The sequence below is a fragment of the Bifidobacterium sp. ESL0820 genome (assembly GCF_052606235.1).
Window position 1 is genome coordinate 324,401 of the sequence record NZ_CP199594.1, and the last position, 20,707, is coordinate 345,107.

Here is a 20,707-nt window from a genome sequence, read left to right on the forward strand (position 1 = left end):
ACCAAAACCCCTTCACCAAACACCAAACGGTATCAACACCGCATGCCTATTCAAAGTCCTGCCTGCCAGCGCCAGCCCTGCATCGTATTGCAGGAGCCGATGGCGCAAGCCAGCCGTCTTCTCGACGTCCCCCTCTTTTTACCCTACCACCCAGCCCGCCGACAACACACGAGCCAGGTCCAACCGCCCGGGGACAATGAACCCGACTGACCTGAAAGAAAGGAGCCAGCGCATGACCAACCAGGGATACTATCTGCCGGGACTCTACGTTCGGGAGGGGTCCATCCCCATTCCCTTGGACTGGGCAGGCAGTGAACCTGGCGTCTGGCGGGCCGAAGATCATTCGGACCAGGCGATCATCCGCTGCTTCTACCGCGTGGTCTGCGCCCCCGAGCACATTCACGACGACCTGCCGCTGCTGGTCTACCTGCAGGGCGGACCAGGCTCGGGCGCCCCACGGCCGCTGAACGCCACTGCCGACGGGTGGATGCCTGAGGCCCTGCGTCACTTCCGCATTGTCCTGCCCGATCAGCGGGGTACGGGCCGGTCCAGCGCCATCGACGGCTCCACCATGGCCTCCCTGGGAGAGCCCCGGGCCCAGGCCGACTATCTGAAGCATTTTCTGGCGGACTCCATCATCCGGGACTTCGAGCACCTGCGTCGCACGGTCTTCGCCGGCCGTCCCTGGGTGACCCTTGGGCAGAGTTTCGGCGGCTTCCTGACCATGGCCTACCTGTCGAACTTCCCCGAAGGTATTGCTGCAGCTTTTACTACCGGGGGCGTGCCGCATATCCCTGCTGATGCCTATGAGCTCTATTCCCATACCTTCACCAAAATGGCCCAGCGGTCCCAGATCTTCTATCAGCGCTATCCAGGGGACCAAGACCGTGTGGCAGCCATTGCCGACCAGCTGGCCCAGGGCGACGTGGTTCTGCCCGGAGGCGACCCCCTGAGCGTGGAGCGGCTGCAGACCCTGGGTGCCGACCTGGGCAAGAGCGGCGGGTTCGAGCGCCTCCACTGGCTGCTGGACACGGCCTTCCTGGACGGCGACGGCAGCCTGCCCGCTTCCGGCGCCAGCAGCTCCCGGGCCACCCTCTCGCAGGCCTTCCTGGAAGGGGTGCGGGCGGCCACTGCGGTTACACCGCTCTATTGGCCCCTGCAGGAGTTCATCTACGCCGACGGAGACTGCGAACCCCTGCGCTGGGCTGCACAGCGGGTGCGCGACGCCCGTCCTGAATTCGACACTGCTGCCCGTCCGCTCATGTTCACCGGTGAGGCGATCTTCCCCTGGATGTTCGAGCAGGAGGCAGCCCTGCGCCCCTTCGGCCCGGCGGTCAGCCTGCTCATGGAGGAGGGCTCCTGGGGCCACCTGTACGATCCCGAGCGTCTGGCCGACAATCAGGTTCCCCTGCAGGCCGCGGTCTATGCCGACGACCTCTACGTGCCCTCCGAGCTTCAGCTGGACACCCTCTCGCGCGTGGGTCATGCCCATGCCTGGGTGACCAACGAGTTTGAGCACGACGGGCTGCACGGGGACAGGGTCTTCGCCCACCTCTACCGGCTGGCCCTGGAGCGCGGTGATCTGGAGGGGCTCTTCCCGGCGCGCGGCTAGACTTGAGGGCATGAACACGGACTCATTGACTCTCGGATTCATCGGATACGGCAACATGGCCCAGGCCATGGCCCAGGGCCTGGTCGACGCAGGCGTGCTGCCCGGCGGCCGGATTGTGGCCTGTGCAGCCCACTATGACCGGCTGGTGGAGCGGACGGCCCAGCTAGGGGTGCGGCCCATGCACTCCGGCACCGAGGTGGCTGCGGCCGCCGACCTGGTGATTCTGGCCGTCAAGCCTGGGCAGGTGGCCCAGGTCTGCGAGCCCATCCGCCATGAGCTGGCTGACCCGGACCGCATGGTCCTCTCGGTGGTGGGCGGCATGACCCTTGAGGACTATGCCGATATCCTGGAGGAGGGCACCCACCTGATCTGCGCCATCCCCAACACCCCCATTTCGGTAGGGCAGGGGATTCTGGTCACCCAGGAGGACGACACCCTGACCGACCAGCAGCGGGAGCTCTTCAGCCAGGTCTTCGACCCGGTGGCCATGATCGAACGGCTGCCCCGGGAGCTGGTCTCGGTGGGCACGACCATCGCCGGATGCGCGCCCGCCTACACGGCCATGTACATGGAGGCCCTGGCCGATGCCGGGGTGGAGCACGGGCTGCCCAGGCAGGCGGCCTACCGGCTGGCGGCGCGCATGGTTCAGGGGACTGGAGCCCTCTACCTGGCCACCGGCACCAACCCCGGGGCCATGAAGGACGCGGTCTGCTCGCCGGGCGGAACCACCATCAAGGGGGTCGCCTCCCTGGAGAAGCACGGCTTCCGTGGAGCGGTCATCGAGGCCATCGATGCGGTGGAGCGCGGCGACTAGGGGGAGCCACGCCGGGGCAGTCCGGGCAATAGACTGGTGGATATGTCGTTAACCATAGGAATCGTCGGGCTGCCCAACGTCGGCAAGTCCACACTCTTCAACGCCCTCACCCGCAACAACGTTCTGGCGGAGAACTACCCCTTCGCCACCATCGAGCCCAACACCGGCATCGTGCCCCTGCCCGACGACCGGCTGCCCGTCCTGGCCAAGCTGGTCCACACGGACAAGATCGTGCCCGCCACGGTCACCTTCGTGGACATCGCCGGCATCGTCAAGGGGGCCTCGGAGGGGGAGGGGCTGGGCAACCAGTTCCTGGCCAACATCCGCGAGGCTGACGCCATCTGCGAGGTGGTCCGTGCCTTCAATGACGACGACATCGTCCACGTCAACGGCAAGGTGGATCCGGCCGACGACATCGACACCATCAACACCGAGCTGATTCTGGCCGACATGCAGACCATCGACAAGGCCCTGCCCAAGCTGGAGAAGGATCAGCGCGGCGGCAAGATCAAGCCCGCCTACCTGGACACCGTCCGGAAGGCCAAGGAGATTCTGGGCCAGGGCCGGACCATCGACCAGGCGGCCCAGGCCGGGGACATCGACAAGGATGAGCTCTACGACCTGCATCTGATGACCGCCAAGCCCTTCATCTACGTCTTCAACGTGGACGACGACGAGCTGCAGAACGAGGACTTGAAGAAGCAGCTGGCCGACTCCGTGGCTCCCGCGCCCGCCATCTTCCTCAACGCCCAGTTCGAGTCCGAACTGACCGAGCTGGACGAGGCCGACGCCCGCGAGATGCTGACCGATGCCGGGCTCAAGGAGTCCGGCCTGGACCAGCTGGCCCGGGTGGGCTTCGACATCCTCGGCCTGCAGACCTTCCTGACCGCCGGGGTCAAGGAGGTGCGCGCCTGGCAGATCCACAAGGGCTGGACCGCCCCCCAGGCCGCCGGGGTCATCCACACCGACTTCGAGAAGGGCTTCATCAAGGCCGAGGTGGTCTCCTACGACGACTTCGTGGCCGCCGACGGCTCCTACGCCAAGGTGCGCGAGGAGGGCAAGATGCGCCTTGAGGGCAAGGACTACGTCATGCAGGACGGCGACCTCGTGGAGTTCAAGACCGGCATCCCCTCCGGCTCCAAGAAGTGAGCGCCAAGCCTGGGTTCGCCATTCGCCGGGGTCATGGGCTGCCGCTGATCTTCGTGCACGGGTCCGGTGTGGACCACCACATCTTCGACGACCTGGACCCCGTCTTCGAGCGGGTGGGCGGTTTCGAGCGGATCTATCTGGATCAGCCCGGCTTCGGCCGCACACCGCCCGACCCGTCTATCCTCGATCTGGACGGTCTGGCCCGGTGGCTGGATGATCAGGTGGACATTTTCAGCGGTGGCGGCCCCTTCGCCCTGGTGGGCAACTCCCTGGGCGGGCTGCTCAGCCGCCATGCCGCCGCCGGTCGGTTGGACCGCTGCCGGGGGATGGCCCTGCTCTCCTCGGTGGTCGATCCGGTGACCGCCCACAGACGCCTGCCCCCGCGTCAGGTGCTGGTCCGGGACGACCAGGGATTGGCCGAGGTGGACGAGTTCACCAGGCATGCCTACCGGCAGATGGCCGTGGTGGAGTCCCGGAAGCATCTTGAGGCCTACCAGCGCACCATCATGCCCGGTGTTCGTTCGGCTGATGCCGACACGGTGGTTCGAATGGAGGGGCACTACCAGCTGGATATGGAATTCGACCAGGTTTGGTCCGGATTCATAGCCCCTGTGCTCTTTGTCTGCGGCCGCCAGGACGACCGGGTGGGCTACCTGGACCAGTTCGACCTGGCCTGCCGCTTCCCCCGGGCCTCCTACTCGCTGCTGGACCGGGCCGGCCACAATGTGCAGATCGAACAGACCGCCCTGGTCTGCGACCTGCTGGAGGACTGGGCTAGGCAGGTGCTGAAAGACTGAGTCTCTACCGGTTTCGTCTGCCATTACAATGAACTGTGCATACATGTTCGTTCAATGGCGACGAAGGGGAAGGACATGGCTGTCTGGGGATTGGATAGCAAACGCCTTAAGCGGCGTGCGCTTGCCATGCTCCGTTGGTTGCTGGACCCTGTCCGCCGCACGCCTGTGGTAGTGATAAGCGCATTACTGACGCTGCTGCTGACAGTCCTGATCGTCAACCTGATCCAGCCGGTGGATGCGGCCCATGCAGAACGAACCACAGCTGCGGGCGCTTCGAGCACATCCACCGTTTCGGTCAGACAATTCCCCAAGGTGCATCAACCCCGTAAATCCGCCTCCTCTTCATCAGCCACAAAGAATCAGACAAAGCAGCAGAAGCTAGACCCTGCTGCTACTTCCGCTCATCCTGTCGATTGGCTCAAGCCTTCCCAGCAGGTCGATTACCCGGATCCTGCGGCCCATCCTGGCCTATCCTTGGAGGTCAGCCTTCAGGATCAGCGGGTCTATGTGCGTGACGGGTCTGAGTTGCTCTACACCATGTACGCCTCAACGGGCATGGATGACTCCACGCCCAGGGGCAGCTTCCGCATCCAGGCCGAGCGCGGCGACCACTTTTATAATCCCGGTGAGGGGATGGGCGCCCGCTACTACACCAGCTTTCTGAACCACGGGGTCTTCCTCTTCCATTCGGTTCCCACCGATTCCAAGGGCGGCTACATCAAGGAGGAGGCCGATATGCTGGGCATCCGCCCTGGCTCCCACGGCTGCATCCGGCTAACGGTGCCCGACGCTCGATGGATCATGCAGTCCGTGCCCACCGGCACGCCCGTCCTGGTCAAGTGAATTTCTCTCGTGAGTCGCAATAACCTCGTCCAAAATGTGACCATTCGCCGTCGTGCCTGCCCTCGGTTTTCTAACTTTGCTCTACCACAGAGAGAACTATCGAGAGGAAGTGGTCAGGAATCATGCAAAAGGTGCAGCGGTTCAGTGACTGGTTGACTAAGTGGTTCATCCTGGTGGTCCTAGCGTGGGCCGCCATCAACTTCTTTGTCCCGCAGATTAGCATTTGGGCCCGCAGCTACACCAACTACTTCCTGAGCATTATTCTCTTCGGCATGGGACTGACCTTGAGCCTGGACGATTTCAAGCGAATCCTCAAGATGCCGCTTATGGTCATCGTCGGCACCATAGCCCATTACCTGATCATGCCTCTGCTGGCCGTGCTGCTCTGCCGCATCTTCCGCCTGGACGGCATGATCGCCGTGGGAGTCATCCTGGTGGGCTGCTGCCCCTCGGGGACATCCTCCAACGTCATGTCCTACCTGTCGCGCGGCGATGTGGCCCTGGACGTGTCCATAGGCCTGCTTTCCACCCTGTGTGCGCCCCTGATGATCCCCATGCTGATGAACCTGCTGGCCAGCCAGTATGTGGACATCCCCACCAAGCAGCTCTTCCTGACGGCCCTTGAGGTGGTGCTGATCCCCATCGCCCTGGGCCTGGTCGTCCACGCCATATTCAAGGAGAAGGTGCAGAAGGTGACCGTGGCCCTGCCGGCAGTCTCGCAGATCGCCATACTGATCATCATCGGCGTGGTCGTCTCCGTCAACCATGCCAAGCTCTTCACCGCCGCCACCGCCCTGGTCCTGCCGGTGGTCATGCTTCACAACCTGTGCGGGTACGGGCTGGGCTTCCTCTTCAGCCGGCTCATGTACCGCCTCTACCCCAAGGGATTCCGCTACGCCCAGCAGAAGGCCATCACCTTCGAGGTGGGCATGCAGGATTCCGGACTGGGCGCGACCCTGGCCCTGCAGGCCTTCGCCGCCGACCCGATTGTGGCCATCCCCTCAACCTTCTTCAGTGTCTGGCACAACATCTCCGGCTCGGTGCTGTCCGCCTGGTGGCGTCGGCATGACGACCGGCTGGGGATTGCCGCTGACTCCGCCCAGGGTCGTCCGGAACCGGCTCGTGCCTAGGTTCCGCAGCTCCTTGATTGCTGGCTGGATCTGCTACATGCCCGGTCCGGCCAGCAGGAAGCCCAGGGCCGTCAGCAGGGGCGGCAGAAAGACTGAAGCTGCCAGATAGCCAAGAGCTGCTAGATGCCTTCTCTGCCGGGCCAGGGCCAGCACCTCGTTGACCGCTGTCGAGAAGGTGGAGAAGCCGCCCAGCAGCCCTGTGGCCAGCAGCAGCCGTCCCCAGTTAGGCAGTCCATGGAAGGCGGCCAGAGCGGCCACCAGCCCTGCAGCCAATCCGGCCAACAGGTTGATGATCATGGTAGACAGGGGCAGGTTCACCTGCCAGCGGGCCTTGACCAGGGTGTCCAACAGGTAGCGCAGTCCGGCCCCCAGGCCGCCGCACAGGCAGATCAGCAATGTCAATGCAATGGTCATCGCGCACCCGCCTGGATATGTGCGGCCAGACGGGCTCCCAGCGCGGCCATGGCCCAGGAGGCCATCAGGCCTCCGGCAAAGGAGACCAGCAAGTAGGCAAGGGTTGCCCGGACTTGGCCGCCCGACAGGCCTTGTACCAGTTCCAGCGAGAGCGTGGACATGGTCGACAGCCCTCCGCACAGGCCCATGCCCAGGCCCTTGTTGGTCAGCTGCCTTCGGCGCTCATGTGCGTTTTTTGGCAGTCCGGACAAGAAAGCGGTCAGCAGGGCGTAGCCTGTGCAGGCGATCAGGTTGGCCAGGAGGGTTCCCGGATGCAGTGGGCCGCTCTGGCCTGGCAGCAGGCTCAGGGCGTACCGGCAGCCGGTGCCCAGTGTTCCGCCCAGCATCACCACCAGGGCCGTGGCCATGTCAGGTCCGGTAGGGGGTTTGGTCATTGAAAGCTCGGTTCCCGACGGATCAGCGTCCGCAGGGTCGGGCTGAATGGCATGCGCCTGCACCCGGCCCACAGACGGGTCGTCGAATCATGGTGCAGGAACTATCAGCAGTTTGCGGTTCGGGGCTCAAGCCCCGGGCGGGTTCCATCGCCCGAGGCTCATTCTAGGAGCCCAAGGGGACCGTAGCCGTCGCAGCTGCGAGACTGTTCACTCGGTGTGGTTTTCCGGGTCCAGGGTCAGCCGGTCGTCGTCGGCATCGTAGTCGAAGAGCTCGCCGTAGCGGCCCCAGGTGATGGCGGTGTCGAACTGCTGGACGGCCTCCTTGTCCGAGTGGTGGGCCCGCAGCAGATCCAGGATCAGGGAGCCGTGCAGGCTCTTGTCGTCGCTGTTCTTCAGGGCCCGGTCGATGATGCGGATCAGCGGAACATGATCCATCAGCATCCGTGAGAACATCTCCTTGCTCTCCAGAATGTCCGCGTCGTGCCAGGCACGGCCCTGGTCGGTCAGCCTGACGTGCCCGTTGTCCGCCTGGAAGATGCCCAGCATGAGCCCGGCGTCGATCAGGGGGAAGAGGTCATCCACCTCGAAGGAGAGCTTGGCGGCCAGGTCGGCCAGATCCATGCCGTTGGGCTGGTTGACCATGACGTCGGCCAGACCGGCCAGGCCGCCGGGGGTGGCGTCGGGCAGATTGCGCTCGGCCGTGTCCTCGTCCCGCACCGAGTCCCGCACAGCCTGACGGTTGCGCACCTTGGTCTGCAGACGGCGGCGGATGTCCTCGCTGTCGCGCTGGCCGGTCAGGATGGAGTAGAGGTAGTCCACGCAGGACTGGAAGAGGTCGGACTGCTTGTCCCGAGGCCTGTCCAGGTTGATGGGCACGTCGGCGATGACCCGGCCGGGATGCGAGTCCAGGACCAGGACCCGGTCGGCCATCTCCACGGCCTCCTCGATGTTGTGGGTGACGATCAGGACCGACTTGACGCTGCCCGCCTCCTCGGACCAGACCTTGAGGACCTCCTGGCGAAGATTCTCGGCAGTCAGCACGTCCAGGGCCGAGAAGGGCTCGTCCATGAAGAGGGCGTCCGGCTTGAGGACCAGGGCACGGGCGATGCCTACGCGCTGGCGCATGCCGCCGGAGAGCTCCTTGGGGTAGGCGCTTTCGAAGCCGTCCAGGCCGATGGCGTCGATGGCGGCCAGGGAGAGTTTCTCGCGCTCCTTCTTGGGCACGCCACGGGCCTGCAGGCCCAGTTCCACGTTGTCCTTGACGGTCAGCCAGGGCATCAGGGCGAAGCTCTGGAAGACCAGGGCCACGCCGGGGTTGGGCCCGTCCAGCTGCTTGCCCCGGTATTCGACGCTGCCCTTGCTGGCCGGGACCAGGCCGGCCAGGATGCGCAGCAGGGTGGACTTGCCGGCGCCTGAGCGGCCCAGGATGGCCACCACCTCGCCCTCATGCAGGGTGAAGTCGATGTTGTCCAGGACGGTCAGGTCAGCGCCCTTGTCGGACTGGTAGGTCTTGGTCACGTGCTCGGCCGTGATGATCCCGTTGGAATTGATCTTGGTCATTGTCGAACCTCTCAGACTTCTCATGTCAGGGAATAGCGCCGTTGTGCCAGTGATTGCAGGGGAGACCAGAAGAACCGGTCGGCCAGGACCACGAAGATGCTCATGACGGCCACCCCCAGGATGATGCGGGGGGTGTCGCCGGTGGCGGTCACCTGGGCGATGTAGGCACCCAGGCCCTTGGCCGTCAGCTCGGTCTTGCCGTAGGAGACCACCTCGGAGACGATGGAGGCGTTCCAGGCCCCGCCGGCCGCGGTGATGCCGCCGGTGCACCAGGAGCCGAACAGGGCCGGCAGGATCAGGGTCTTCCATCGCTGCCAGCGGTTCTGGCCCAGGCTGCGCGACATCTCCAGCAGGTCGTCGGGGATGGCCGAGGCCCCGGCGATGACGTTGAAGAGGATGTACCACTGGGTGCCCAGGGCCATGAGCAGGATGCTGCCCCAATTGATGTCGATCCGCCAGATGATGAAGACCATGGTGACGAAGGGGAAGATGAAGTTGGCCGGGAAGGAGGCCAGGATCTGCACCAGGGGCTGCAGGTAGCGGGAGATGCGCGGATTCATGCCGATCAGGGCGCCGATGGGCACCCAGACGATGGTGCAGACCACCATCAGGATCAGCACCCGCAGGAAGGTCAGCAGGCCCAGCTGGAAGACGTGGCCGACCTCGCCCAGACCCAGCGGGCGGATGACCAGGCGGTCCAGCTGCCAGAGTCCCCACAGGCCGATCAGGGCCAGGCAGGCCCACCAGACCAGGTCGCTTGGCCGCCTGCGTCCGCCGCCACGGCTCCAGCGCGCTCCTGTGCGACCCAGGGGGCGGGTGATCCGGTCCAGCAGGTCGGCCAGGGGATGGCCCACCAGGCCCAAGAGGTCCTTGACCCCGGACAGGCGGATGATCGTCAGCACCAGGCTGCGCCGGGGCTCGGTGGACTGGCTGCTGGTGTAGCGGAACTTCTCGGCCCAGGCGGTCAGCGGCTTCCAGAGCAGGAAGTCAATCAGCAGCACCACCACGATCATGGTCAGGATGGCCAGGCCCACCTTGCCTAGGTCCTGCTCGGCGGTGGCCTCCTCCACGAAGGATCCGATGCCGGGCAGGGCAAGGGTCCTGTTGTTGACCGAGATCATCTCGGAGGCGGTCAGGAAGAACCAGCCGCCGCCCATGCTCATCATGCAGTTCCAGAGCAGGGGGATCATGGAGTTGGGCACGTCCAGCTTCCAGAAGCGCTGCCAGCGGGTCAGGCGCATCAGCCTCACCGCCTCGTCCAGGTCGGCGGGCTCGCTGGTCAGGGAGTTATAGAAGGAGAAGGCCATGTTCCAGGCCTGGCTGGTGAAGATGGCGAAGATGGAGGCCGCCTCCACGCCCATGATGGACCCGGGGAAGAGGACCAGCCAGATGGAGATGGTGGCCGACAGAAAGCCCAGGACGGGCACCGACTGCAGGATGTCCAGCAGGGGGATGAGCACGGCGCCCAGGCGGCGGGAGCGCGCGGCGGCCAGGCCGTAGAGGAAGGCGAAGACCAGGGAGATGATCAGGGCCGTGAACATGCGGAAGAGGGAGCGTAGCGCGTAGTAGGGCAGGTTGGCCGGGTCGGTGGAGACGTGCGAGGGTACCCCGGCGGGGCCGATGGGCGCGCCCAGGGCCGGCAGCAGATAGGCCAGGGCCCCCAGCAGGACCAGAGCGCCAATGGCTACGGCCAGGCCCGTCCATATGCGGGTGGAGCGCGATGCCTGGCTGCGGTCGTCGTTCAGTGGCGAACGGAGCACTCCTGGCAGTGCGACAGTATTCACGATGGCCTCCCTCCAAGGTGCGGAACATCCCTGTCGGCAGCCTCGAAGACGGCGTGGCGATCGGCCATGAGCCGACCATTGTCATCGTTCAAGCTTCGGCTTCGCATGGTATTTGGCCCTGCATTAGTCCCTGCCTTGATCCGACGGGGACTGTTGACCTGCGCGGGGTGTCTCCACCACTTTGCGGCAGCATGCCTTGTCCATGCGGTAGCTTCACCTACCGACCACCCAATAACATAGATGGGCCTCAGAGCAGTGTCAAGCATTTGCCAAACCGGTGTTGCCGTCCTTGCCAGGACTGACAATGACAAGGGTCTGCACGCAGTCGGAGCAGGCGAGAAATGGAATGTAAGGAGCGAATCCCTATGAAGATCGTGGCAGTCACGGCCAACCCCGAACCCAAGAGCCTGACCGATGCGGCGGGCAATGCCCTGCTGGACGGGGCGGCCGAGGGCGGGGCTCGCACCGAGTTGATCGACCTTTGCGCCGAGGGATTCAATCCCGTCTTCGGCATGGAGGACAGGACCCACTACCTGGGCCAGGGACCCATGCCCGAGGATGCCCAGGCCATGCAGGAGCGCATCAAGGATGCGGACGTGCTGGCCCTGGTCTTCCCTGTCTACTGGTACAGCATGCCGGCCATCATGAAGGGCTTCATCGACCGGGTCATCTGCCGGGGCTTCGCATACCACGCTGATGGAACCCCGGGGGCCCTGGCCGGGCGCCGGGTGGAGCTGGTCATGCTGACCGGCGGAGACAAGGAATGGTACCAGTCCAGCGGCATCGGCGAGGCCCTGGACAACCAGCTGCGCAGGCAGACCTTCCTCAAGTACTGCCAGGTCGCCCAGGTGGAGACCATCTATGTGGACAATCTGGACTCGGGCAACGATGACCAGCAGGCGCGGGAGGCCGCCGACCGGCACCTGGTGGCCCTGGCCTTGAAGGGTCGTCAGCTGGCCGCAGGGAACGAGCCCGGAGCTGGCCAGGACGCTCAGTGACGCTCAGCATCGGATTCGTCTTCGATGACACCCTGGACGTTTTTGACGGAGTCCAGCAGCACATTCTGACCCTGGGACGGGAGCTGGGCAGGCGGGGCCACAGGGTCCAGTATCTGGTCGGCCAGACCGCCCATCCGCCGGTTGACGGTGTCCACTCCCTGTCCCGCAACGTCATGGTCTCCTTCAACGGCAACAGGATGCGCATACCGCTGCCTGCGCCCAAGGCGCCCATCCGCCGGGTCCTGGAGGCCGGGCACTTCGACCTGCTACACGTCCAGGCCCCCTACAGCCCCTTCCTGGCTGGGCGGGTCATCCGCGCCGCAAACCCGGCAACAGCCCTGGTGGCCACCTATCACATCGCCCCCACAGGGAGCCTGCAGCTGCTGGGCGGCCGACTGCTGGGGATGATCAACCGCAGGACCCATAGGCGCATCGACAGGGTCATCGCAGTCTCGCCTGTGGCGGCCAGCTATGCCCGACGGACTGCCGGTGTGCCCAGCAGGGTGGTGGCCAATCCCGTGGATGTGGCTGCCCTGCGCCGGGCCCGACAGGCCGCTGGCGACCAGGAGGTGGCGCGCCTGCACGGCCAGGGGCCGCATCTGGTCTTCCTGGGGCGGTTCGTGGCCCGCAAGGGGGCGGGGATCCTGCTTTCGGCCCTCCAGGCGGGGGAGCGGGCCGGCATCCTGCCCGAGGGCCTGCATGTGACCATGGCCGGCAAGGGCCCGCTGCTGGAGGACTGCCGTCGGAAGGCCGCCGCCCTGCGCACACCGGTGGCCTTCCCCGGATTTGTGGACGAGAAGGACAAGCCCGCCCTGCTGGCCTCATCCGATCTGACCGTCTTTCCCTCCACCGGGGGCGAGTCCTTCGGCATCGTCCTGCTGGAGGCCATCGCCTCGGGCACGGCCCCTGTGCTGGCCGGGGACAATCCCGGCTACCGGTCCACCCTGATGGGCGACGAGCGGGCTCTGGTGCCCGTCGACTCGCCCAACACACCCGACCTGCTGGCCCGGCGAATCGCCCAGGCCTTGGGGGACCCCTCCTGGAGGCGGAACGTGCGCCATGACCAGCTGGCGCTCTTGGATCGCTACGACGTGACCACGGTGGCCGATCAGGTGGAGGAGGTCTACAGGCAAGCCATCCAGGACCGCCGTCTCATGTAGGCTAGGTACATGTCATTCTTCGATTTCTTCGGTTCCATGTTCGACCCTGAGGGCGGCCCGGGTGGACCAGGCCGGCGTCGCAACGACGACGACCCGGTCATCCTGCATGTGCAGACCGATGGGGAGGGTCCCGGCCAAGGGGGCGGCAGCACGCCCCGTTTCCGCTTCGCCGGACCAGGTGACCCCCGGCTGACTTCCCGCAAGAAGGACAATAACGGACCTTCCAGGGGCATGCGGATTCTGGCTGTGGTTGTCGCTGTCGTCCTGGTCGTCCTCCTACTTTTATTTGGGCTCAGCCGCTTCATCACCGATGTCATGTGGTTCTCCCAGCTGGGGGCGGCACGGATTGTCTGGACCCAGCTGGGCATCAAGGTGGGCCTGTGGCTGGCCTACGCCCTGCTGCTGGCTGCGGTGACCCTGTTCTCGGCCTTCCTGGCCATCCGCAGCCGTCCCGATTCGCCCGACGGGTCCACCATCAGGGTCAGAGGCGATCTGATCGAGGTCGGCAAGGGGGTCTCTTCACGCAAGGCGCTCAAGGTGGCCGCGGTGGTCTCCCTGGTCGTCGGTGTGTTCTTCGGCTTCCAGTTCAACGCGGATTGGAAGCAGGTGCTCCTGCTCTTCAACGCCCAGTCCTTCGGGGTGCGCGATCCCCAGTTTGGCCTGGACAACGGCTTCTACGTCTTCATCCTGCCCGGGCTGCGGCTGCTGGTCTCCTCTTTGCTGATGATGCTGCTGGCGGCCACGGTCTTCAGCCTGGTAACCAACTTCCTCATGGGCGGTATTCGCTTGACCATGCCCGTGCAGGGCCGCGGCATTCTGGAGATGACCCGTGCCGCCCGCAGACAGGTAGCCGTCTGGCTGGTCCTGTTCATGTTGGTTTGGGCCGGTGATATGGCCTTGGGCGTCTTCGGCAGGCTGACCGAGGAGGGCGACCGGATCACCGGCGCCTCCTACACTTCAGTCAAGGCGGCCATTCCCGTCACCCTGATCATGGCTGTGGTCATGGCTTTGCTAGGCATCATCCTGGCGGTCTGGATTCTGAGGTCGCCCACCCTGGAACCCGGCCGTGTCCATGCAGGATCGCTGGGTTCGGCCGTCAGGCAGTGGCGGGTTCCCGTCCTGGCTGTAGCCGTCACCGTCGTCCTGTCCCTGCTGCTGACCGTTTTCTGGCCGGCGCTGGTCCAGCGCTTCCGGGTCAACCCCAATGCCCAGGAGATGGAGTCCGCCTACATCCAGCGCAACATCACCGCCACCGCCCAGGCCTATGGGCTGGACAGGCTGAAGACCGAGGCCTATGACGCCACCACCGAGGTCCAGTCGGGCGCCCTCTCCCGTGATGCCGAGACCACCGCACAGATCCGCCTGCTGGATCCCCAGGTGGTTTCGCCCACCTTCCGTCAGCTGCAGCAGTCCAAGCAGTACTACACCTTCGAGGACACCCTGGCCGTCGACAAGTACGACATTGACGGAGTCAGCCAGGACACGGTCATCGGCGCTCGCGAGCTGGACCTGGAGGGCAACGACAACCGCAACTGGGTCAACGACCACACGGTCTTCACCCACGGCTACGGGATCGTGGCCGCCTACGGCAACAAGGTCACCCCGGACGGGCAGCCCGAGTTCTTCGAACAGGACATCCCCACGAAGGGCAAACTGACCGACAGCCAGCACTACGAGCCGAGGATCTACTTCTCGCCCAACGCGCCCGAGTACTCCATCGTCGGCGCGCCCCAGGGCTCCTCAGGCTGGGAGTTCGACTATCCCACCGGTTCCAAGGGAGCCACCAACACCTTCAAGGGCAACGGCGGCCCCTCGGTGGGCAACTTCCTGGCCCGGGTCCTCTACGCCATCCGCTTTGGATCCGACCAGATCCTCTTCTCGGACCGCGTCACCCCCGACTCGCAGATCCTCTACAACCGCTCGCCCAAGGAGCGCGTGGCCCAGATCGCCCCCTATCTGACCCTGGACGGTCGCGTCTACCCGGCTGTGGTGGATGGCCGGGTCAAGTGGATCGTCGACGGCTACACCACCTCTGACGCCTACCCCTACTCCCAGAAGGTGGACCTGGGTCCCATCACCCAGGACACGACCACCCTGAGCTCGGAGGCCGTCAAGGGACTGGGCTCCCAGAAGGCCAACTACATCCGCAACTCCGTCAAGGCTACGGTCGATGCCTACGACGGCTCGGTGGATCTGTATGCCTGGGACGCCAAGGATCCGGTGCTCAAGGCCTGGCAGAAGGTCTTCCCAGGCCAGTTCAAGCCCCTCTCGTCCATCTCGGGCGACCTGATGAGCCATATGCGCTACCCGGAGAGCCTGTTCAAGGTGCAGCGCCAGCTCCTTTCCCAGTACCACGTCAACTCGGCCAGCCAGTTCTTCTCCGGCGAGGACTTCTGGCAGACCCCCGTGGATCCGACCGGAACCAGCAAGGAGCAGAAGGCCGGGGTCAAGCAGCCTCCCTACTATCTGACCCTGCAGACTCCTGGCACTGACAAGCCCGCCTTCTCGCTGACCTCCACCTTCATCCCCGCCGGCACCTCCACCAGGGAGATTCTGACCGGGTTCCTGTCCGTGGATTCCGACGCCGGGTCCACCAAGGGGGTGATAGGACCGGACTACGGGACCATCCGGCTGATGGAGCTGCCCAAGAATTCCAATGTTCCCGGCCCCGGGCAGGCCCAGAACAACTTCAACTCAGATGCTGCGGTCTCCACCGAGCTCAACCTGCTCCAGTCCGGGTCCACCAAGGTCAAACGCGGCAACCTGCTGACCCTGCCCATAGGCGGCGGGCTGATCTACATCCAGCCGGTCTACGTCCAGTCCAGCGGCGCCACCAGTTTCCCCCTGCTCAAGCGGGTTTTGGTGGCCTTCGGGGACAAGGTGTCGTCGTCCGCCACCCTGGATGCGGCTCTTGACAAGACCTTCCAGGGCAACTCGGGTGCGTCGGCCGGCGATGCCGACAACACCGGACGCACCAAATCTGATGCTGATCAGAGCGAGCAATCCGGTAAGGCCCCGGATAAGAGCGCCGGCTCCGGCGGGGCATCGGCCACAGGAGGACAGGCCCTGAAACAGGCCTTGGACAAGGCCAACCAGGCCATGAGCGACGGCGATGCCGCCCTGAAGAAGGGCGACTTCAGCGCCTACGGCGAGGCGCAGAACCGTCTGCGCGAAGCCCTCAAGGAGGCCTCCGACCAGGAGGGCGGCAACAAGTGAGCGCCACCCCGCGCATCCGGCTCTGCCGCCGCGGGGACCTGGAGGCGGTCACTGCCATCTACAACCAGGCGGTCATGGATGGCGGTTCCACTGCGGATACGGCCCCGGTCAGCCTGGACCAGCGCCTGCAATGGTGGCTGGACCACGATCCGGACCAGGGCCATCCGGTCCTGGTCCTGGAGCAGGAGGGCAGAGTGCTGGCCTTCGGCTCCCTGTCGGCCTACTACGACCGGCCCGGCTACCAGGAGACCTGCGAGCTGGGCTACTACGTGGATCGCGGCAGCCGTGGACGTGGCCTGGGAGCCCTGATGGTCCATTCCCTGCTGGAGCGCGCCCAGCAGGTGGGCATGCGTCTGGCCGTGGCCATCATCTTCGATGACAATTCGGCTTCCAAGGCCCTGCTGCACCGGTTCGGGTTCAGCCGCTTCGGCCTTCTGCCCCAGGCCGCCTGGGACCGGTTCGCCCTGCATGATGTCTCCTACTGGAGCCTGTCCCTTGAGCGAAACGGGGTCGGGGAGCCTGTGTAGAATCTCACCGTCCCGTTTGAGAGCAGGAGGTATCACCTACATGGCATCCGATTTCTGGCTGATGGCCGGACTGGGCAACCCGGGTGACGAGTACAAGGGCACCAGGCACAACATGGGCTTCATGTGCGCCGATCTGCTGGCCGAACGATGGTCGGTCAACCTGCGCGATCACAAGGGCCTGGCCCAGCTGGGCCGTGGCACCCTGGATCTTGACGGACGCCGCATACCCTTCTTCCTGGCCAAGCCGCTGACCTTCATGAACGACTCCGGCGATGCCCTGGCCTCCATCTGCTCTTACTACCACATACCTGTTGGCCGGGTCGTGGTCATCCATGACGATATGGACCTGGAGTTCGGCCGGATCAAGGTCAAGGCCGGCGGGTCCTCGGGCGGGCACAATGGCATCCGTTCCATCGACCGCTCCCTGGGCAGCAACGCCTACGCCCGGGTCCGCATGGGCGTGGGGCATGCCCGAGGAGGTCCTGACGCCCACCGGCGCACTGTGGACTGGGTGCTGGGCACCTTTGCCGGCGACCAGCGCAAGCGTCTGCCTGAGTTTTTGGCCGACGGCGCGGACGCCGCGGAAACCGTAATCATCAAGGGCCTCAGCCAGGCTCAGGAGCAGTTCAATGGTCGATGAGCATACCCAGAAGGCGGAGTCACAGGAATCGCTGAATGGATCCCTGCGTCCCCTCCTGGACGACCTGCAGGCAGACGCTGCCTTCACCAGATTGGTCCAAGGAGACTCCCAGCCTGCCGCCGACACCGACATCTCCCTCATGGTCCAGGCTCCCCAGGGCATCAGGCCAGCCCTGGCGGCCGCAGCTGCTGGACGTGCCCCGGTCGTCCTGGTGGTCCCTTCCGAGCGTGACGCCCAGGAGATGACCGGCGCCATCCGCTCCTGGTATGAGGGCGACCCGGGTGATGTGGCCCTGCTGCGCTCCTGGGAGACCCTGCCTCACGAACGGCTCTCGCCCCGGGCAGACACCGTGGCCTCACGGATGGCTGTCTTCAGGCGGCTGGCCCATCCGGTCCAGGACGACCCTGACTTCGGACCCATCCGCATCCTGGTCATGCCCGTGCGCTCCCTGCTGCAGCCGGTGGTCAAGGGTCTGCAGGATGTGGAGCCCCTGGTCTTTCTGCGCGGCCAGGACCTGCCCCTGGATCAGGCCGTCGAAGCTCTGGTCCGCAACGCCTACACCCGGGTGGACCTGGTCATGGAGCGCGGCCAGTTCGCCGTCCGAGGCGGCATCCTGGATGTTTTCGTCCCCACCATGGCCCACCCGGTGCGCATCGAGTTCTTCGGCGACGAGGTGGACACCATCCGCAGCTTCCACGCCTCCGACCAGCGCACCTACGGCCCTGACCTGGACCGGATCTGGGCGCCGCCCTGCCGCGAGCTGCAGCTGACCGACCAGGTCCGCGCCCGCGCCCGCTCCCTGATCGGGAGCATCCCCAACGCCGACGACATGCTGGAGTCCATCGCCCAGGCCATTCCGGTGGAGGGCATGGAGTCCCTCCTGCCTGCCCTGGTCGACGACCTGGTGCCGGTAGGGTCCATGCTGCCCGAGGGCGCTCTGATTCTGCTGTCGGAGCCGCAGCTGCTGGCCCGTTCCGCCCAGGACCTGGTCAAGACCGCCAACGAGTTCCTGGCCGCCAGCTGGCATGTGGCCGCCTCCGGGCAGGGCTCGGGCGCGCCCATCAGCTTCGACAGGGCCAGCTTCCTGGACTACGACGAGGTCATCTCATCCCTGGAGTACCGCAAGGGGGAGGTCTGGAAGCTGACCGACCTTTCGGTGGACCCGGACCGGGAGGGGGCCGAGCGTCTGGATGCCCTGGCTCCGGACCAGTACCGCGGCGACGAGGATAGGGCCGCCTCGGGCATCGCCTCCCTGCTGGAGCGCGGCGACCGGGTTGTGGTGACCGCTCCGGCCCAGGGAACACTGAGCCGTCTGTGCCGGGCCGTGCAGACCACTGGTGTTGTCGGGGTGGAGTACCACCGTTCCCTGGCCGTGGACGGCTTCGTGGACCAGTCCGCCCATCTGGCCCTGCTGACCGAGCGGGACCTGACCGGGCGCACCAGCGTGGCCGCAGGCAGCAAGACCTCCAACCGCCGGCGCAAGGCCATCGACCTGGACGAGCTCAAACCCGGCGACTACGTGGTCCACGACCAGCACGGCATCGGCCGCTTCCTGGGCATGCGCCAGCGCAGCGTGGGCGTGGGCCCCAGCAAGGGCAGCCGGGAGTACCTGGTTCTGGAGTACGCCCCATCCAAACGCAACGCCCCGCCAGACAAGCTCTTCGTGCCGGCCGACCAGCTGGACCAGGTCAGCCGCTACATCGGCGCCGAGATCCCCAGGCTCAACAAGCTGGGCGGATCCGACTGGTCGGCCACCAAGGCCAAGGCCCGCAAGCACGTCCACAAGATCGCCCAGGGCCTGGTCAAGCTCTACTCGGCCCGGCAGCGCACCAAGGGCTTCGCCTTCAGCCCCGACACCCCCTGGCAGAAGGAGCTGGAGGATGCCTTCCCCTACCAGGAGACCCCCGACCAGCTGACCGCCATCGACGAGGTCAAGGCCGACATGGAGAAGCCGGTGCCCATGGACCGCCTGATCTGCGGGGATGTGGGCTTCGGCAAGACCGAAATAGCCATCCGCGCCGCCTTCAAGGCCGTTCAGGACGGCAAGCAGGTGGTGGTCCTGGTGCCCACGACCCTGCTGGTCCAGCAGCACTATCAGACCTTCACCGAGCGGTTCGAGGGCTTTCCGGTGGACGTGGCCGCCATGAGCCGCTTCCAGACCGCCAAGGAGAACCAGGCCACCATGGAGGGCCTGGCCAGCGGGGCCGTGGACGTGGTCATCGGCACCCACAAGCTGCTCAACCCGCGCATCCGCTTCAAGGATCTGGGCCTGATGATCGTGGACGAGGAGCAGCGCTTCGGCGTGGAGGCCAAGGAGACCCTCAAGGCCATGCGGACCAATGTGGACGTCCTGTCCCTGTCGGCCACGCCCATTCCGCGCACCCTGGAGATGGCGGTGACCGGCATCCGGGAGATGTCCACCCTGGCCACGCCCCCCGAGGACCGTCTGCCGGTGCTGACCTATGTGGGCGCCTACGAGGACGCCCAGGTGACGGCGGCCATTCGCCGCGAGCTTCTGCGCGGGGGGCAGATCTTCTACATCCACAACCGGGTGGAGGACATCGGCAAGGTCTCGGCCAAGGTGCAGACGCTGGTTCCCGAGGCCAAGGTGGGCGTGGCCCACGGCAAGATGGGGGAGAAGCAGCTGGACGGGGTCATCCGCGACTTCTGGCACCGGGACATCGATGTGCTGGTCTGCACGACCATCGTCGAGACCGGCCTGGATATCCCCAACGCCAACACGCTGATCGTGGACCGGGCCGACCGCTTCGGCCTCTCTCAGCTCCACCAGCTGCGCGGCCGGGTGGGACGCGGCCGGGAGCGCGCCTACGCCTACTTCCTCTACGACCCCAGCAAGCCCATGACCCAGACCGCCCACGACAGGCTGGCCACCATCGCCCAGAACACGGCCCTGGGGTCCGGCTACGACGTGGCCATGAAGGACCTGGAGCTGCGCGGCACCGGCAACCTGCTGGGCGACGAGCAGTCCGGCCACATCGAGGGGGTCGGCTTCGACCTTTACGTGCGCATGGTCTCCGAGGCGGTGGAAGAGTACAAGGAGCCCGGGCGGACCGAGCCGGTCACCGTCAGCATCGACCTGCCCCTGGAGGCCTCCATTCCGGTGGACTACATCGATTCGGACAAGCTGCGTCTGGAGGCCTACCGCAAGCTGGCCTCGGCCCGTAACGAGCAGGATCTGCGCGACCTGCACGAGGAGCTGACCGACCGATACGGACGTCCGCCCGCCCAGTTCGACACCCTCTTCGCGGTGGCCAGGCTGCGGGCCAAGGCTCGCTCCCTGGGCATTTCGGAGATCGCCTCCCAGGGCTCCCGGGTGCGGATCAGGCCCGTGACCATGCCCGACTCCCTGCAGGCCAGGATCGCACGAATATACAAGGGCAGCCAGTACCGCCCGGTGACGCAGACCCTGCTGATCCCGGCGCCCTTCGCGGGCTCCCTGGGCTCGGGCCCCATGGATTCGGCGGCCATGACCGCCTGGGTGGACACCCTGCTGGACGACCTGGCCTGGGGGCTGCCCAAGGCCTCCGACGATGGCACGCCAGCGGGTCCCGCCCCCGTCCAACAAAACTAGTATCCTGTAAGAGACATCACAACAACTTATTGAAGGA

Annotated in this window: 16 protein-coding genes and 2 riboswitches; of the genes, 12 read left to right on the plus strand and 4 right to left on the minus strand. The window is 65.6% G+C overall.

The window, feature by feature from the left end:
- Positions 1-232: 232 nt before the first annotated feature.
- The 6 genes from ACUIAH_RS01340 (at position 233) to ACUIAH_RS01365 (ending at position 6,345) form a co-directional block, all read left to right on the plus strand.
- Positions 233-1,612 carry an alpha/beta fold hydrolase gene (locus ACUIAH_RS01340; protein ID WP_445341148.1) on the plus strand — a complete coding sequence of 460 codons (1,380 nt, stop codon included), beginning with the start codon at positions 233-235 and terminating at the stop codon, positions 1,610-1,612.
- A 10-nt stretch (positions 1,613-1,622) separates the two neighbouring features.
- Positions 1,623-2,426, plus strand: coding sequence for a pyrroline-5-carboxylate reductase (proC, locus tag ACUIAH_RS01345; RefSeq protein WP_445341149.1), 804 nt, complete (start codon positions 1,623-1,625; stop codon positions 2,424-2,426).
- Between the two features lie 42 nt (positions 2,427-2,468).
- Positions 2,469-3,575, plus strand: coding sequence for a redox-regulated ATPase YchF (gene ychF, locus ACUIAH_RS01350; protein ID WP_445341150.1), 1,107 nt, complete (start codon positions 2,469-2,471; stop codon positions 3,573-3,575).
- Entirely contained in the window at positions 3,572-4,372 is an 801-nt protein-coding gene (locus ACUIAH_RS01355) for an alpha/beta fold hydrolase (RefSeq protein ID WP_445341151.1), read from the plus strand. Before ychF ends, ACUIAH_RS01355 begins: the two co-directional genes overlap by 4 nt.
- A 54-nt stretch (positions 4,373-4,426) precedes the next feature.
- Complete coding sequence (locus ACUIAH_RS01360; protein WP_445341152.1) at positions 4,427-5,215, plus strand: L,D-transpeptidase; 789 nt, start codon at positions 4,427-4,429, stop codon at positions 5,213-5,215.
- Between the two features lie 122 nt (positions 5,216-5,337).
- Positions 5,338-6,345 carry a bile acid:sodium symporter family protein gene (locus tag ACUIAH_RS01365; protein WP_445341153.1) on the plus strand — a complete coding sequence of 336 codons (1,008 nt, stop codon included), beginning with the start codon at positions 5,338-5,340 and terminating at the stop codon, positions 6,343-6,345.
- Positions 6,346-6,378: 33 nt separating this feature from the next.
- Here ACUIAH_RS01365 and ACUIAH_RS01370 read toward each other — a convergent pair whose 3' ends face one another.
- The 4 genes from ACUIAH_RS01370 to ACUIAH_RS01385 form a co-directional block, all read right to left on the minus strand.
- Entirely contained in the window at positions 6,379-6,759 is a 381-nt protein-coding gene (locus ACUIAH_RS01370; protein WP_445341154.1) for a fluoride efflux transporter FluC, read from the minus strand.
- A complete protein-coding gene (locus ACUIAH_RS01375) occupies positions 6,756-7,193 on the minus strand; it encodes a fluoride efflux transporter FluC (protein WP_445341155.1) in 438 nt (145 codons plus the stop codon). The genes ACUIAH_RS01370 and ACUIAH_RS01375 overlap by 4 nt, the downstream gene beginning before the upstream one ends.
- An 88-nt stretch (positions 7,194-7,281) precedes the next feature.
- Positions 7,282-7,354, minus strand: a riboswitch (Fluoride riboswitch).
- 46 nt (positions 7,355-7,400) lie between these two features.
- The gene (locus ACUIAH_RS01380) at positions 7,401-8,753 is read right to left on the minus strand and encodes an ABC transporter ATP-binding protein (protein WP_445341156.1); all 1,353 of its coding nucleotides are present in this window, start codon (positions 8,751-8,753) and stop codon (positions 7,401-7,403) included.
- A 20-nt stretch (positions 8,754-8,773) separates the two neighbouring features.
- Positions 8,774-10,537, minus strand: a complete 1,764-nt coding sequence (locus ACUIAH_RS01385; RefSeq protein ID WP_445341157.1) for an ABC transporter permease — start codon at positions 10,535-10,537, stop codon at positions 8,774-8,776.
- A 73-nt stretch (positions 10,538-10,610) separates the two neighbouring features.
- A riboswitch (M-box (ykoK) riboswitch) is annotated at positions 10,611-10,769 on the minus strand.
- 133 nt (positions 10,770-10,902) lie between these two features.
- On the opposite strand from ACUIAH_RS01385, the gene ACUIAH_RS01390 reads away from it, so the two are divergent.
- From ACUIAH_RS01390 to mfd, 6 genes are read left to right on the plus strand one after another with little or no spacing between them, the layout of a single operon-like run.
- Positions 10,903-11,535: an NAD(P)H-dependent oxidoreductase gene (locus ACUIAH_RS01390; protein ID WP_045924577.1), complete on the plus strand. Its 633-nt coding sequence runs from the start codon at positions 10,903-10,905 to the stop codon at positions 11,533-11,535.
- Positions 11,532-12,695, plus strand: coding sequence for a glycosyltransferase family 4 protein (locus ACUIAH_RS01395; RefSeq protein ID WP_445341158.1), 1,164 nt, complete (start codon positions 11,532-11,534; stop codon positions 12,693-12,695). Before ACUIAH_RS01390 ends, ACUIAH_RS01395 begins: the two co-directional genes overlap by 4 nt.
- Before the next feature lie 9 nt (positions 12,696-12,704).
- Positions 12,705-15,911, plus strand: coding sequence for a UPF0182 family membrane protein (locus ACUIAH_RS01400; protein WP_445341159.1), 3,207 nt, complete (start codon positions 12,705-12,707; stop codon positions 15,909-15,911).
- Complete coding sequence (locus ACUIAH_RS01405) at positions 15,908-16,438, plus strand: GNAT family N-acetyltransferase (protein WP_445341160.1); 531 nt, start codon at positions 15,908-15,910, stop codon at positions 16,436-16,438. The genes ACUIAH_RS01400 and ACUIAH_RS01405 overlap by 4 nt, the downstream gene beginning before the upstream one ends.
- Before the next feature lie 40 nt (positions 16,439-16,478).
- A complete protein-coding gene (gene pth, locus ACUIAH_RS01410; RefSeq protein ID WP_313836704.1) occupies positions 16,479-17,078 on the plus strand; it encodes an aminoacyl-tRNA hydrolase in 600 nt (199 codons plus the stop codon).
- The gene (gene mfd, locus ACUIAH_RS01415) at positions 17,068-20,670 is read left to right on the plus strand and encodes a transcription-repair coupling factor (RefSeq protein WP_445341161.1); all 3,603 of its coding nucleotides are present in this window, start codon (positions 17,068-17,070) and stop codon (positions 20,668-20,670) included. The genes pth and mfd overlap by 11 nt, the downstream gene beginning before the upstream one ends.
- Positions 20,671-20,707: the final 37 nt, after the last annotated feature.